General features: G+C 39.7%; 8 protein-coding genes and 1 pseudogene. 8 read left to right on the plus strand and 1 reads right to left on the minus strand.

Annotation, left to right across the window (positions count from 1 at the left end):
* Positions 1 to 54: 54 nt before the first annotated feature.
* From NBH01_RS09330 to NBH01_RS09365, 8 genes are all read left to right on the plus strand, one after another.
* Complete coding sequence (locus NBH01_RS09330) at positions 55 to 3,387, plus strand: TonB-dependent receptor (protein WP_234141109.1); 3,333 nt, start codon at positions 55 to 57, stop codon at positions 3,385 to 3,387.
* A 13-nt stretch (positions 3,388 to 3,400) separates the two neighbouring features.
* Positions 3,401 to 4,996, plus strand: a complete 1,596-nt coding sequence (locus NBH01_RS09335; RefSeq protein WP_250700077.1) for a RagB/SusD family nutrient uptake outer membrane protein — start codon at positions 3,401 to 3,403, stop codon at positions 4,994 to 4,996.
* Positions 4,997 to 5,019: 23 nt separating this feature from the next.
* Positions 5,020 to 6,003, plus strand: a complete 984-nt coding sequence (locus tag NBH01_RS09340; RefSeq protein WP_225694102.1) for a glycoside hydrolase family 18 — start codon at positions 5,020 to 5,022, stop codon at positions 6,001 to 6,003.
* Between the two features lie 18 nt (positions 6,004 to 6,021).
* The gene (locus NBH01_RS09345) at positions 6,022 to 7,344 is read left to right on the plus strand and encodes a DUF1735 and LamG domain-containing protein (protein ID WP_234141108.1); all 1,323 of its coding nucleotides are present in this window, start codon (positions 6,022 to 6,024) and stop codon (positions 7,342 to 7,344) included.
* A 27-nt stretch (positions 7,345 to 7,371) separates the two neighbouring features.
* The gene (locus NBH01_RS09350; protein WP_118307495.1) at positions 7,372 to 8,898 is read left to right on the plus strand and encodes a BT_3987 domain-containing protein; all 1,527 of its coding nucleotides are present in this window, start codon (positions 7,372 to 7,374) and stop codon (positions 8,896 to 8,898) included.
* Positions 8,899 to 9,094: 196 nt separating this feature from the next.
* Positions 9,095 to 10,015, plus strand: coding sequence for a glycosyl hydrolase family 18 protein (locus NBH01_RS09355; RefSeq protein ID WP_234141106.1), 921 nt, complete (start codon positions 9,095 to 9,097; stop codon positions 10,013 to 10,015).
* A 1,428-nt stretch (positions 10,016 to 11,443) separates the two neighbouring features.
* Positions 11,444 to 13,144 (plus strand): response regulator transcription factor, encoded by a 1,701-nt coding sequence (locus tag NBH01_RS09360; RefSeq protein WP_250700079.1) that lies wholly within the window; start codon positions 11,444 to 11,446, stop codon positions 13,142 to 13,144.
* A 177-nt stretch (positions 13,145 to 13,321) separates the two neighbouring features.
* A complete protein-coding gene (locus NBH01_RS09365) occupies positions 13,322 to 13,978 on the plus strand; it encodes a DUF4840 domain-containing protein (RefSeq protein WP_062694887.1) in 657 nt (218 codons plus the stop codon).
* Between the two features lie 200 nt (positions 13,979 to 14,178).
* Here NBH01_RS09365 and NBH01_RS09370 read toward each other — a convergent pair.
* Positions 14,179 to 15,527: pseudogene (locus NBH01_RS09370) on the minus strand (ABC transporter substrate-binding protein).
* Positions 15,528 to 15,546 lie beyond the last annotated feature (19 nt).

A 15,546-nucleotide genomic window follows, 5' to 3' on the forward strand; every position in this document is an offset into this window, starting at 1 on the left:
TTACTCTATTCAATTACCGTGAAATAATTTAGTTAATAACCTAATACTAAGAAAATGCTACAAATTTATGAATTTATAGTAGATCAAACCGCAAAGGAAAGAAGTTTTTTACTTTTTTTCTGTTTGTTGATGATGCAAACACCCTCCTTTGCACAAAATAGTGCCAAGATCACGATTCAGAAGAAAAATATATCTGTTATCGAGGCACTTAAGGAAATAGAAAAACAATCCGATTATTCTGTCGGATACAATGATTCGCAACTGAAAAACAAGCCTGTTTTAAATCTTGACCTAAAAGCAGCGACACTTGAATATGCCCTTTCGCAAATCCTTCGGGGAAGTGGATTTACTTATCAGTTCAAAGATAAGTATATCATGATTATTCCCGACAAGAAACTTAAAGAAACTCCTACAAAAAAAGTAAGTGGAATAGTAATCGATGAAAATAATGAGCCACTGATCGGAGTGAATATTAAAGTAGAAGGAAGCTCTGAAGGTGCAATCACCGACATTGATGGTAATTTCAATATAATGGCTCCTCAAGGCAGCACATTAAGCTTCACTTACGTGGGATATACACCTCAAACTGTAAAAATAACAGATAAGAATATCTACGAAATAAGATTGGCAAGTGATACTAAACAGCTGAACGAAGTGGTAGTCACCGCTTTAGGTATCAAACGCGAACAAAAAGCGTTAAGTTACAATGTACAACAAGTCAAGAGCGATCAATTGACTACAATCAAAGACGCTAACTTTGTGAACAGCTTGAGTGGTAAGGTAGCGGGTGTCATTATCAATAGCAGTTCTTCCGGTGTCGGCGGTGCCAGCAAAGTAGTGATGCGCGGTACAAAATCCATCGAAAAGAGTAATAATGCACTTTATGTAATCGACGGTATACCTATGTATAACTTCGGAGGTGGTGGCAGCACAGAATTTGGTTCAAAAGGAGAGACGGAAAGCATTGCCGACCTCAATCCGGATGACATCGAAAGTCTGTCCGTTCTTACGGGAGCAGCCGCAGCCGCCCTTTATGGCAGCAATGCTGCGAATGGCGCTATTATTGTCACTACAAAAAAAGGGAAAATAGGGAAATTACAGGCCAGTGTTTCTACCGGCATCGACTGGTTGAAACCATTCGTAATGCCCGAATTTCAAAACCGTTACGGGACAGGAAGTAACGGTAAATCTGACGGTTCCACCGTATGGAGCTGGGGACCGAAAATGGGAAACAGTCCTGGCTACACCCCCAACGACTTTCTAAAAACAGGAGCTGTTTACAACAATTCAGTCACTTTATCCACCGGTACGGAAAAGAACCAGACTTTCTTCTCTGCCGCTGCGCTGAACTCCGACGGAATGATTCCCAACAATAGGTATAACAGATATAATTTTACTTTCCGCAACACTACAAGTTTCCTCAATGACAAGATGAAGCTAGACGTAGGAGCCAGCTACATCCTGCAAAACGACCGTAATATGACTAATCAGGGACAGTATTCCAATCCTTTAGTTCCTGCTTACCTTTACCCGCGTGGTGATAATTTCTCTACAGTCAAGGTCTTTGAACGCTACAACGAAGCTCGCAAAATCAACGAACAGTTCTGGCCATCGGGCGAAGGTGATCTCCGCATGCAGAATCCTTATTGGATAGCCTATCGTAATCTACGTGAAAACAGTAAAAAACGTTATATGCTCTCTGCCGGATTAACTTACGACGTGCTCGACTGGTTGAGTTTATCAGGACGCATCCGCATAGATAATTCAAACAACACGTATGAACAAAAATACTATGCAAGTACCATCACTACACTTACCGAAGGTAGCGAACAAGGATACTACGGCATAGAAAAGAGTGGAAACAGCCAGACGTACGCTGACTTTCTTGTAAATATTAACAAGAGAGTGGGCGACTTCACTATCGTAGCCAATATTGGTACATCATTAAGCGACAACAGCTATGATATGCTAGGCTACAACGGTCCGATACAGGAAAAAGGAATACCTAATGTATTCAACGTATTCGACCTTGATAACACAAAGAAACGCGCCACACAAGAAGGATGGGAAGAAATGACCCAATCCATATTTGCAAGTGCGGAAGTGGGATGGAAAAGTATGCTCTATCTTACTTTAACAGGACGTAACGACTGGGCTTCACAATTACTGGGTTCGTCACAAACCTCTTTCTTCTATCCCTCCGTCGGACTTTCCGGCGTGATCAGCGAAATGGTCAAACTCCCCGAATGGATTGATTATTTGAAAGTGCGTGGATCATTCAGTTCTGTAGGTATGCCCTACCCCCGATTCCTGACTATCCCAACTTATAAATATGATACCACTATATTAGGATGGCTGCCAAAAACGCATTATCCTATCGGTAAGCTTTATCCGGAACGTACGGATTCATGGGAAGTCGGCTTAGACGCCACTTTCTTCAAAGACCTTCGCCTAAGTGCTTCATTCTACTATGCCAATACTTATAACCAAACCTTCGACCCCAAAATATCCGCCTCTTTCGGGTATTCTAAATTCTACGTACAGACAGGTTATGTACGTAATATGGGTATGGAAGGAATGTTAAGTTATGGACACCGCTGGAATGAATTTGGCTGGAATAGCAACTTTACTTTCTCATGGAATAAAAACAAGATCATAGAACTGGTAAAAGATTTTCACCATCCCGAAACTGGTAAAATCCTCAATATACCCGAACTTGAGATGAACGGTCTGGGCTATTCACGTTTCATCTTGAAAGAAGGCGGAACTTTGGGCGATCTCTACTCTAAAGCTGACCTTGTACGTAATGACAAAGGTTATATTGAGATGGACGCCAATGGTGCTTTGGCCAAAGATGCCAACGTAGAACCGATCAAATTGGGAAGCGTGTTACCTAAAGCCAACTTTGCTTTCAGTAATGAGTTCACATACAAAGGTGTTTCTGCCGGCTTCTTGCTTTCCTGCCGGTTGGGAGGTATCGTTTATTCTGCTACGCAAGCAGCTCTCGACCAATACGGAGTATCTGAAGCCAGTGCAAAAGCCCGCGACGCAGGCGGTGTAGTTATCAACGGACGCACTATGATCAATGCCCAGCAATGGTACGAAACAATTGGCAGTTCCAGCGGACTCCCGCAATACTATACTTACAGCGCGACTAATATTCGCCTGCAAGAAGCACATATCGGATATACTATTCCCCGCCGTTGGTTGAAAAACATATGTGATATCAACGTGTCTTTGGTAGGGCGTAATCTCTGGATGATTTATTGCAAAGCACCTTTCGATCCCGAATCAGTCGCTACTACCAGCAACTATTATCAAGGGATAGATTACTTCATGATGCCGAGCACCCGCAACATCGGGTTTAATGTTAAGTTTAACTTCTAAAACCATGAAATTTATGAAAAACCTGCGATATATGCTGATAGCAGTATATTCAGCCTTCCTGCTTCTGCCTTTGGGAAGTTGCATGGATACGGACATGAACCGTAATAAATACGAAGTGGACAGCGAAGAAATCGGCCGTGAAAACTACGACCTCGGCTCCACTATCAGAGGCCTGCAAGGCTTAGTAATACCTGCACAAGAGCATCTTTACCAATTCATGGAAGCCATGTGTGGTGGTTCTTATGCAGGATATTTCGGTGAAACACGTACCGGATGGCTGGAGAAATACTCTACCTATAATCCTAAAACCGACTGGTTGAAGGCACCATTTACAGATGTTATATCAGAAACATATCCTAAATATTATGCAGTCTTACAACATGAAGATGCCCCTGTAGCCCTTGCATTAGCCAAACTGCTACGAGTAACTATCATGCAACGCGTAACGGACATTTACGGCCCTATCCCCTATAGCAAAGTGTTAGTATCCGGAGAAGGTTCTGAAAGCGACGGACTGAATGCGGCTTACGATTCACAGAAAGATGTCTACATGCGTATGTTTCAAGAACTTGAAGAAGCCGATCAGGCACTTGAAGACAACATGACAGAAGGCAATAGCGGATTTGAAAAGCTGGATGATGTCTACTACGGAAAACTGCAGCAATGGCGACTTTTTCTCCATTCACTACAACTACGCATGGCTATGCGCCTATGCTACACCGATATGGCTACCGAAGCTCAAAGCATTGCCGAGAAAGCCGTAGCGGCAGGAGTGATCGAAAAGAACGACGACAATGCCTTATTCCATGTAGCAGAAAATCGTTCCGCACTCTGCTTCAACGATTGGAAAGACTATCGTATAGGAGCCGATATTATCTGTTACATGAATGGTTATGCAGACCCACGTCGGGATAAATATTTTACCAAGGTGAAGAATAACGATCAGGAAGGTTATTACGGCATGCGTATCGGCATAAATTCACCATTTTCTGATGACGACATGATAACATCGTACTCCAATCGTTTGATGACCGCCAGCGATCCTTATGTATGGATGACTGCCTCCGAAGTAGCATTCCTGCGAGCTGAAGGAGCATTACGCAAATGGAATATGGGCGGTGAAGCCAAAGATTTCTACGAAACAGGGGTTAAGCTTTCTTTCGAAGAACATGGAGCCAGCGGAGCGAAAGACTACCTGAATTCAATAGCTTCTCCAAGTGGCTATACTGATCCGCTAGGTTCGTATAGCACAGGTAGCCCCGCCAACATTACAGTAAAATGGAATGAAATGGGAGAACAGGCATTCGAAGAGAATCTGGAACGTATCATTACCCAAAAGTGGATTGCACTTTTCCCCAACGGCATTGAATCATGGAGTGAACACAGGCGTACCGGATATCCCAAATTATTGCCTGTTGTCGTGAACAAAGGCCGCAATGTCAGTACCGAAGCCGGCATGCGCCGACTCATGTATCCCAACGAAGAATACACCCAGAATTCTTTCCACCTTAACAATGCCATTAATGTATTGATAAAGGAAAGTAGTAATAATCAGGGAGGAGATACCGGTGGCACTCATGTGTGGTGGGATCGTAAAGCAAACAAGTAAGAATCTTTAAAAACTAAGATAATATGAAAAATAAAAACCTTATATTCAGTTTCCTAACTGTCGTTACTCTCACGATTGGTGCAGGCTGTCTGTGGACATCGTGTGACGATTGGACCGAAACGGAACAGGTGGATTACGGAGTAACTACCCCCGATGGTCAGAACCCTGAACTATATGCCCGCTACACACAAGCTGTTCGCAACTATAAAAGTCGCAAACACTATGCCGTATGTGTACGCTTCGACAATGGACATAGCGGAGACGGAGAAAAAGACTTTCTTCGTTCGATGCCGGATAGCATTGATGCCGTCATTCTGGAAAATGCGGCAACACTTAATTCAGCCGATCTGGAAGACATTCCTGTATTGCAGACTAATTTTGCAACAAAGGTTCTTTTTAGTTTCAATCTGACCAGTATCAAAGAAAACGCAGAAAGTTCGGGACAAGAAATCAAAACACTTCTGGCTCCCGCTTTAGAGCAAATGGTATCCGCCATTAACGACAATGGGCTTGACGGAGCCTCAATCTCCTACACCGGTGACATCGGACTTGGTAATAACGCAACAGTCAATGCAAGTATAGCCGAGATGCGTCAGTTACTGCTTGACAAAATTACACCGTTAGCAAAAAATGGAAAAATCTTTTTTCTGGAAAGTAATCCACTTTTTATTCCCGAAGCGAACCGGGATGTATTCACCCGCTACGTACTCAATACTACGTCCTCTAAAAATGCCAGCCAGTTACGTCTTCTGATTAATGAAGCTATCTATTATGCAGGTATTCCCTCGGACAAGCTGCTCATTACCGGCGATCCGGAGCTAATGACTACGGACAATAATGACGGGCTTGTCTCACAAGTGCCTTTTTTCGCCATACAGGTAATAGACTGCGGGCCTATCGGCGGCTTAATGATACAGAATGTCGCTGCAGATTATTCGCATGCTAACATCACCTATAAGGAGACACGTGGTGCCATACAGACTTTAAACCCTTCACCTTCAAAATAAACACAGGAGGAATCTAAGATGAAAAAGCAAAAAATACAATTCGCAATTTTCATGTTGTTACTTGCTGTCACTGCTTGCGACAATGCCGATTATAGTAAAAGCGCCCCCTTCGACAACGGTGTCTATTTAAGTGTAGCCGAAAGCAAAACATCGGAGACTATGACATTCAACAAAACGATTATTCAGCGCGAAAAGAGCTTCACAGCCCGGCTGGCATATCCTGCCGGTACTGATGTTACAGTCAACGTAACAGTTGACCCTTCACAAGTAGAAGCCTACAACTCACGAAACAATACCAGCTATGATATATTGCCGACCAAACATTACCGATTGGAGAGCAACGAAATGACAATACGCGCAGGCAAAATCAATTCTGCTCCGTTACATATTTATTTCGAAAACCTGACAGAATTGGAGATTGATAAAGCATATCTCTGCCCAGTGTCTCTTAACTCCGCACAAGGTGTAGGCCTATTGGATGGCTCAACCACCTACTGGTATATAGTGAAACGCTCCAGCGCCATCACTACCGCTGTTGACTTACGCTATTGCTACGTCGAAGTTCCCGGATTCTATGTACCCAAATGGGGAACAGAGCCTGCCGGCAATGCTGCTCATCTGAACAATTTGAAGGCTGTCACCTTTGAAATAATCACCCGTATAACCAATTTCGACGAAGCCAATACAGACATTTCCAGTCTGATGGGCATCGAGCAATATTTCTGTTTCCGGGCAGGCGATGCAGGCTTCCCACGCCAACAGTTGCAGATACAGACTCCGGCAGGAAAGTTCCCCGAAGCCAACAAAGCCAAATTACTGAAAGAAAATGAATGGTACCATCTCGCACTAACGTACGACATTGCCACCAAAACAATTATTTTCTACGTCAATGGAAAAGAACAAAGTCGAAGCACTAACTATGGCAACAGCGAGTTCTCTGAAATAAAACTTGCCAACCGCAAACAGGAAAGTTTTCCCGGTGCAAGCGACGGTGACTGGCTTTTCTACATAGGACGTTCTTATAATGACCGCTGGCTTATCGACCGACAACTTAACGGTAATGTCTGTGAGGCACGTATCTGGGATGTAGCACGTACACAACAGGAAATATGGAAAAACATGTACGACATTGAAGATCCGGAAAATGAAGCACACCTCGCTGCTTACTGGAAATTCAATGAAGGAAGCGGCAATGATATCAAGGATTACTCCAAATATCATAACGATGCACACATTGTTCGTTATTGGAAAGATTTCAATAGTAAAGAAGAATATGACGTAAAAAATGAGGAACTATGGCCAAGCGGCATAGAAGTTCCGCAAGTGAATAGGGAAGATTAGAAATGAGAAACTTATAAAAATCAAAATATGAAACAAATATTGAAACATATACTGATTCTGGCATTTGCGGCAGGTTTTATTGGGACTGCCTGCGAAAATAACGATCTTACTATCGATGCCGGCACATTCCCCGAAACCGGAGGTATAGGTCTTTCTATGGGTATATTACAAAGCGATAATTATGCGATGGAAAACCCGCAGATAAACATGGACCATGCCAGTTTGAGCGATCAATTTCACATCAGCTTAACAGAACCGGCTTCACAAACAGGAAATTATACCGTAAAAGTAGACGAATCCAAAGTACTGGACTTCAATTCGAAACACGGAACGAATTACCCTCTGTATCCTACAGAATACGTAGATTTAGGTAACAGTGGAAAAATGACAATAGAGAAAGGAGAACAGCAGTCAAACTCTGTCTCTATTGCTTTCAAATATGATGAAGCCATAGAAGATTCTGTTATTTATGTACTCCCTCTGACAGTGGAAGAGAACAATAGTTCCCCGGCCATGTCTAGTGAACGCAAAACATTATATTATATAATTAATGTATGGGGAATGGCTCCTGCCGAATATAACGCCATAAAGAAAAACTTCATTCAGATAGCAGGGGTAGATCCCGAATTCACCAATCCTCTACTGCTCAACAAGCTCTATTTTGAATCTCTGTCTCTTTCATCACCAGAAGTAGATTACTACAATCCATTCGATATAATCAACCTACAGTTCGCTACCGTCAAGGCAGACGATAATCAGTTGCCATCCTTATATCTAAAAGATGATCTGGCATACGTACTAAAAAAACGTGAGAAGTACATTGTACCATTACAACAGTTGGATCACAAAGTTTGCCTTGCCATTAAGGGAGCCGGAGAAGGAATTGGGTTTTCCAATCTGGGAGAAAAAGAAATGATGATATTTGTAGAAAGAATAAAACAAGTGATTGATATATATCATTTAGATGGAGTCAATCTATATGATGCTAATTTCTCCTATGAAGAAAGTAATGAAAACATTAATTACTCAAACAATCTATGCAAATTCGTAGCATCTTTACGAGATAAGCTAGGAAACAAGATCATAACCTATACACAAACTTCTGAATCTCCGGAAGGGATTACTAATGACGCTAATTTGAAATTAGGAGAACTTGTAGATTATGCTTGGTGTGATCAATTGAACACAATTATTGATCCTTGGAGTACTCCTGAAAAATGGACACGTCCTATTGCAGGATTAAACAAAGAAAAATGGGGAGCTTTGAACACTGATATACATATATCAAGTGAACAAACTAATATTTTAGATCAAGTGATAGAAATGTTTACTCAACCCTCACCAATGATAACCGCTGGAATAAACCATGTATTTGTAGTAAATAGAGTAGACTATGTTAGTGCAGGAACAGAATCTTATGCACCGACTTATATGGCTTATGGTGCTATCTGTAACTTATGTGATATGGAAAAAGAATATTTTGTAACAGGTATTAACTCTCCAAATAATCAATACCTCAACATTCATGATCTTCTCATGCCTAAAGATTATTAAGATATAACATTCATATTTATAAAGCATCTGTGAATATGGACAAACTGAGAAAGGAGATGCAGAATATTTACGCATAAAAATCAGACTATGAAGGAGGAACTTCCACCAAACACGTATCCTATCAATGCCAAAGACATGTCTTCCGCATTGATTATAAGAAAAGAAAAATCATTAAATCAATTTTAAAATTTACATTATGAAAAACTTGTATAAAATTTTAGCGTCATCTATCGCTATATTTGCATTTTGCGCATGCTCACAAGAAGAAATGCCAGTAAATCAATCAGATAATAATCAATCTGAAGTAGTCACTCGTTCGGCCACAGGTATTAAAAACATCGTTTATATTGAAGTAAATGATATCAATCCTCTTAATGCAGGGTCATATATTATGGATGATGCTCCATTTTTCGATTATGTAATTCTGTTCGCTGCCAACATAAGAGGTGTAGGCTCAGACGCTACTTTATATAACAATCCAAATGTACAGTACATTTTGGACCACAAAGACACTCTGATTAAGCCTCTTCAAGACAAAGGTATCAAAGTTTTACTCGGTCTATTAGGTGACCATACAGGACTCGGATTCGCAAACATGAATTCAGCTCAGACTGAACAGTTTGCTACCGCCGTTGCCAATGCTGTTAGTCAATATGGATTAGATGGTGTAGACTTTGACGACGAATGGGCTGAATACGGTAGAAATGGTTATCCATCTGGAAGTACAGGTTCTTTCTCTAATTTGATTACTGCGCTCCATAACAAAATGCCAAGTAAGACGATTACTGTATTCAATTATGGCTACACAAGTGAGCTTACAGGAGTTAATAGCTATATTGACTATGGCATTTACGCATTCTTCAACTATCCATCATGGGGTACAGATTTTGGTATGCCGAACAGTAAATGGGCACCATTAACCATCAACCTTAACAGTACCCCATCTGCTAGTAGTGCCCAACTTTATGCAACACAAGTTGCAAATAAAGGTTTTGGTGCTATTGGTTACTATGACCTTAGAGCCAACAACATTGTAAGCGTATTGAATGGTGTTGCAAAAGGAGCTTTCAAGTCTACTTGTACTTATGACGGTAATTCTTATCCAAAGAATTATTAATCAAAGGATTTAAAGCATCATACTTGATAAAGTATTAAAATACACTTCTCCCTCTTTCAACAAAAGAGGGGGAAGTAGTTTAAAGTGAGAGAGTAATGTATTTCTTCACATGTTCCTTTTTAGTGAAGGAAACATGTGAAGAATTACTCATATAACATTTATTAGATAATATATCCTTCGGAAGCTACTCGCTCTTCTAACGCTCATATAATTAACTGGAGGGAAAGTTACGGGCAAGAAAAGAAGAGAAGTAGCAACCGAGGATAATCAGATGAATGCTGTGACATTTTTGTATCTAACCTAATTATTATAAGGGGAAAAACAAAAATGTCACAGCATTACTAATCAACACTTTAAGTCCCAAAACAGTTCTTTTTCCTACAAGTTTACAAAAATCATCTATATACTTTTCACTTTTTCATAGAAGAAAACTGCACTTTTTCACTCCCCCCTATCCAATCATAAAGAAACAATAAAGTTACAGTCGAGTAATCAGACAGGCAGACTAGTGCAACAAGTCTGCTACAGTTATGTATCCCTGTAGCTATACAAGTGCAACAGAATAAAACATAAGCAACAAACAGCTAATAGCTGGCGAGAATTTATTAATTCATATGGTAGAATGCTTCAAACCAACCTGATAAATATAGGAAAAGATATATAGCATTATACCAATTTATTAAGCATACTCCATAGAACCATACTATAAATCTACGTATCAATCTCCCAAATCAGGAATAAAAACAAAGAATTCCATGACTGTTTTGATCTAATTATGATTTTATTAAACATAAATTAATAATAAGCAGAACCTTAAATAAGCAAGCATTATTATTTTCTACGAACAATAAATATAACATTGTATTAAAAATATACAAGTTTTCAATACATTTTATCGCAAACATCATACAAAAAGTAACAAGTCTCTATTTTTAATCAGATATTATATCAATTTTTTATAACTATGGCGTATATTTACCTCATAAGAACAAGCAATATTATATTATAAAAAAATACGTATATATTATCCAAAAACCCAAAAATGAGAGAATCTGAATTGGTACTAAATGGAAGTTATTCCAAAAGTACCCAACCAAAAGCACGGGCACCTCCTGAGCAGCCCGCATTACTTACAATATATTTAACATTTATGTTTAATAAAAAATAATCAAATTAATTATTGTTACTTGGAGGAGATTTGCCCTATTCCTTTCAAAAGGGTTCAAACATTAGAATTAAAACTCTACATATATACTACGCATTCCCGATATCAGCCTTCAAAGAACAAATAATTTTGAGATCATGTTATTTGAACTTATTGATATACAATCATGAGACCATAATACTGTGCATTTTTCCTTGCTTCAAACCCGAACAAGAGGAATAGATCAATTTCACCAAGTGACGTTACTAAAAAAACAGATTAATATGAAATATTTAATTATAACGTCATTATACACTTCTATTATCGCAGTTACAACCACCCAAAGTGAATTATTTCCAATTTTATTTTCAACAGCAGGAATACTTTTATTGTATTGGTTCTTGTCTCATTCTTTTGCCATGCGGAAAGAAATTGCTTTCTTAAAAGAAGAAAATCAGTACTTCATGGATTCCTTCCGAAACATTCGCACCCCAATCACATTGCTTCATACGCCTTTAAAGTCAACCTATAGTAATAACTGTCCAGACAATATCAAAAAAGAGCTGTCACTGGCTATCCGCAACATAGATTGCCTTAATGATCATTTAACCAGATTAATGGACCTGAAGCAAATAGCCGCTCATTCCAAAAAAATGAATATTACGGAACATGAATTAGGAAATTTCCTTAAAAATAAAATATCTTCTCTGAAAGATCACGCAGCAAACAGACATATTAAATTAGAAATCCAAACAGAATTCAAATATGCAAGCGTGTGGATAGATCAAAGTAAAATATCTCCCGTAATAGAGAAATTCATAAAGAATATAATAGATCATACAGAATATTCAAAAAAAGTTATTATACACGCATCTTTATGCAACAAATATTGGATAATTAAAGCGAGTTATACTGGAAATGAAAACCTAATCAAATGCTATAAATGCTCCGGTAAACATCTTATTAAACAAAAAACAGAACCTAAATATTACTTTGCAAAAAGTGCTTTATGCAAAAAACTGACAGAAATATGCAATGGAGAAATATTAATCAATAATTCATGTCATACGATCACATTACGTTTTCCTGTAAAACCCTCTTATGAAAATGTATCCGAACGCAGTTTGGTTCATATAGAGAAGAATATAGAGGAAGAAAAGATTGATGCCTTATTCCACAAAAGTTCACAGAAAAGAAATTCATCCAGACCTGTCGTGATTATGGTCGACAGTAACGAAGAATTCAGATCCTATCTGGAGACCTGTTTATCAGAGGAATACATAGTCAGAGGTTTTGAAAACGGAGCGGACGCATTGGGATATATCAAAAATGAACATCCGGATCTGGTAATATGCGATACAGTGCTCAACGGAATGGGCGGTGATGAACTTTCTTCAAGACTGAAGACGTCTAAAGAAACATCTATTATACCAGTCATCCTTTACGGATCGCACATAGATGCCGACCAACGCAGTAAAAGGGAAGCGTCATTGGCAGATACATTTATGCATACCCCCTTTCATGTGGAGGATTTAAAAATAGAGATTGCTGTTCTTATCAGAAATAGCCGCCTTCTTAGAAAAGCATTCCTGCACAAAGTATTCGGAGAACATTTTCTGCAAGTACAACCAGTAGAAATCATAAAGGAAGCTACTGAGGGGGCTAAAAACTCATTGATCAATGAAGTGAAAGATTATATTCTGGAACGAATAGAGCACGAAGACCTGACTATTGATGCAATTGCTTCACACTTAAGAATGAGCAGAACTAAATTCTACAACAGGTGGAAAACGCTGACCGGTGAAGCTCCCACTGTCTTTATTGAAGCTATTCGAATGGAGAAGGCACATGAATTGTTAGAAAGTGGGAAATATCCTGTCGGCACCATACCGGAAATGATCGGATTGAAAGATGTAAAAAACTTCCGCAACAGATATAAAGAATACTTCGGAATTACCCCTAAAGAATCTATCAAGAAAAAATAGTCGGAATAAAACGAACATATAAAAATATGTCCGGAGGTACTCCAGCGTGGTATTTACGGAGAAAGTGACTGGAGTACTTTTTTATTTCCATGATGCAGTATTTCGTTATTTCCGGTATTTACTCTATGTACGTACACCTTAATTTTGAGAATTAATAACCTAATTTGTTTAACAAGTATGAAAACTTTAACTAAAATGAAAAAAGTATGTTGCTTAAGTCGTTTTGTTTTATTGGTAATGGCATTGGGTATGACCAGTATCTTTACCTCTTGTAGTAGTGATGATGATGAAAATATTCCGGTATATTCTCTCAAAGATGTAGAAGGCACCTATTCCGGCAAAATGCAGACAACCTCTATCGCTCCTTTGGAAAATGCAGAGAATGAAGCTGAAGACGGAGTCACCGTAAATGCCGAATTAAAAGATAATCATATATTAATCAGCAAATTCCCGGTAGAGGATCTGATCAAAAGCATTATCGAAGATCCGGACGCAGCCGAAGCCATCATCAAAGCGGTAGGAGATGTAGAATACAAAATCCCTTATCAGGCAGCTTTCAACGACAATAAAGACAATATCTTACTTCAAATGTCACCTGAACCCTTGGTATTGGAAATTGCAATGAAACCACAACCCATAAGAAAAACTGAAGGGGAAGAAGAAACTCCTAAACTCACCGTAAAAGTGACAATCAAAGCTGACGAAAAAGGCAGTTATGCTTATGAAGGTCAGAAACTGAAGTTTGCTATTCAGGCAACAGAAGTTACAGTAAATGAAGAACGGTTTGATAAATTTCCGGCAACGACCTTTTCTTTTGATATGACTAAGAAATAAGGTGACTGTTTAATTATTTACAGAATAAAATGTAAAAGAGAGTGTGTCTGCGAAAGAAGACGCACTCTTTTTTTTATAGACGAAAGGCATCATCCGTTCTATGAAAAGAGTAGGATAAAAAACGGTGGATGACAAACGATGCCCGGTTTTAACCGTATCATTCGTTTATCATCCACCGCTTATTACCGGGTGTTTTTAACTTACCGCTTCACATTCTTTTTTCTCTTTCTTCTGCTTCTGCGATTTTGTTGTTTCCGACGGCTGTAGCGTTGCCATCTCTTATAAATCATCCATCCGCTCATCAAGGCTACAACAACAAAAATCAGAATAGTAATGCCTACCCCAAGTTGTCACCTTTGATGCGTGACCAGATATCCAGTACCTCTTTGGTTTTATCTCCGAAGTCACGAATCATAGCGCAGCGTTCCACCACCTTACGGTCGGGATATTGAATCTTATCAATCTGTATGCTGTCGGCATCCGGACCGAAGAAATAACTTAAATCCGCATAATAATCCAGAGTCGTATCCACTTTCTCTTCCAGAATCTCCGGTGTAGCGATAGAACTCACATATCCACAGAAATCCATATTACGCAACGCAATGTCCGGACGGCACATAAAGTTGATAAAGTAGCTGGCAGCCACCGGATTCTTCGCATATTTAGGAATCACCCAGCCATCATACCAGATATTACTTCCTTCTTTCGGAACCACGTAGTCAAGGTCCACTCCTACCGCATTCGCCTCTTCAATCGCCCATATCGCATCGCCACTCCAGGTCATATTCAGCCAAGCTTTATTCTTCGTCATCATCTCCTTACCGAAGTCCGCTTCCCAACCGGCAATATTCGGTTTCATAGCTTTCAGATACTTTTCGGCTACCTCCATAGCACGTGGCGAGTAATCATTCATCAGGTCTTCCACCGTCACCGTCCCTTCTTCCAGCTCTTTGGCATGGGCATAGATAACGGCTGTTCCATAAGCGTCACGGTAACTGTCTTTCATCAGAATCTTTCCTGCATATTTCTTATCCCAAAGACATTCCCAGGAGAAAGCGTCGGAATCGGGAACGTATGCCCGGTTATAAAGAATACCTGCGGTCCCCCACATATAGCAGACAGCGTAACGGCTTGCTTCTTCACCCGGCTGACTCAGTTTATTAATCTGTTCGCGAATAAATGGTGACACATTATTCATGTAATTAGGGGAATGAGCGAAAGTGGTGTCAATAGGCAACAACAGATGCTTTTTCAGCATTCTCTCAATGATATATTCCGAAGGACAAACCACATCAAAATCCTCATGTCCCTTTTCTATTTTCGTCAACATGATCTCGTTGATGTCGAATGTCTGATAGACGATGTGGATATCTTCACCTGTCTGTTCTTTATAGTACGCCTGGAAATCTTCGAGTACACCTTCTCCTATATAATCTGCCCAGTTATAGATCTTAAGGACTCTCTCGCGTGACTCACCGGAATTGTAGCAACCGCTCAGAAAACCAGCCAGCACCAGCAAAAACAAGTTAACAGCAACTATTCTTTTCATTTTATTTACGTAGCAGCAC

This window comes from Bacteroides sp. B1-V-101, from assembly GCF_023656585.1.
In the GTDB taxonomy this organism is placed as follows: domain Bacteria; phylum Bacteroidota; class Bacteroidia; order Bacteroidales; family Bacteroidaceae; genus Bacteroides; species Bacteroides thetaiotaomicron.

What these genes read in the sequence shown, in the direction of transcription:
- NBH01_RS09330 (WP_234141109.1), top strand. Translation starts at nt 55, where the DNA reads ATGCTACAAATTTATGAATTTATAGTAGATCAAACCGCAAAGGAAAGA.
- NBH01_RS09335 (WP_250700077.1), top strand. Translation starts at nt 3,401, where the DNA reads ATGAAAAACCTGCGATATATGCTGATAGCAGTATATTCAGCCTTCCTG.
- NBH01_RS09340 (WP_225694102.1), top strand. Translation starts at nt 5,020, where the DNA reads ATGAAAAATAAAAACCTTATATTCAGTTTCCTAACTGTCGTTACTCTC.
- NBH01_RS09345 (WP_234141108.1), top strand. Translation starts at nt 6,022, where the DNA reads ATGAAAAAGCAAAAAATACAATTCGCAATTTTCATGTTGTTACTTGCT.
- NBH01_RS09350 (WP_118307495.1), top strand. Translation starts at nt 7,372, where the DNA reads ATGAAACAAATATTGAAACATATACTGATTCTGGCATTTGCGGCAGGT.
- NBH01_RS09355 (WP_234141106.1), top strand. Translation starts at nt 9,095, where the DNA reads ATGAAAAACTTGTATAAAATTTTAGCGTCATCTATCGCTATATTTGCA.
- NBH01_RS09360 (WP_250700079.1), top strand. Translation starts at nt 11,444, where the DNA reads ATGAAATATTTAATTATAACGTCATTATACACTTCTATTATCGCAGTT.
- NBH01_RS09365 (WP_062694887.1), top strand. Translation starts at nt 13,322, where the DNA reads ATGAAAACTTTAACTAAAATGAAAAAAGTATGTTGCTTAAGTCGTTTT.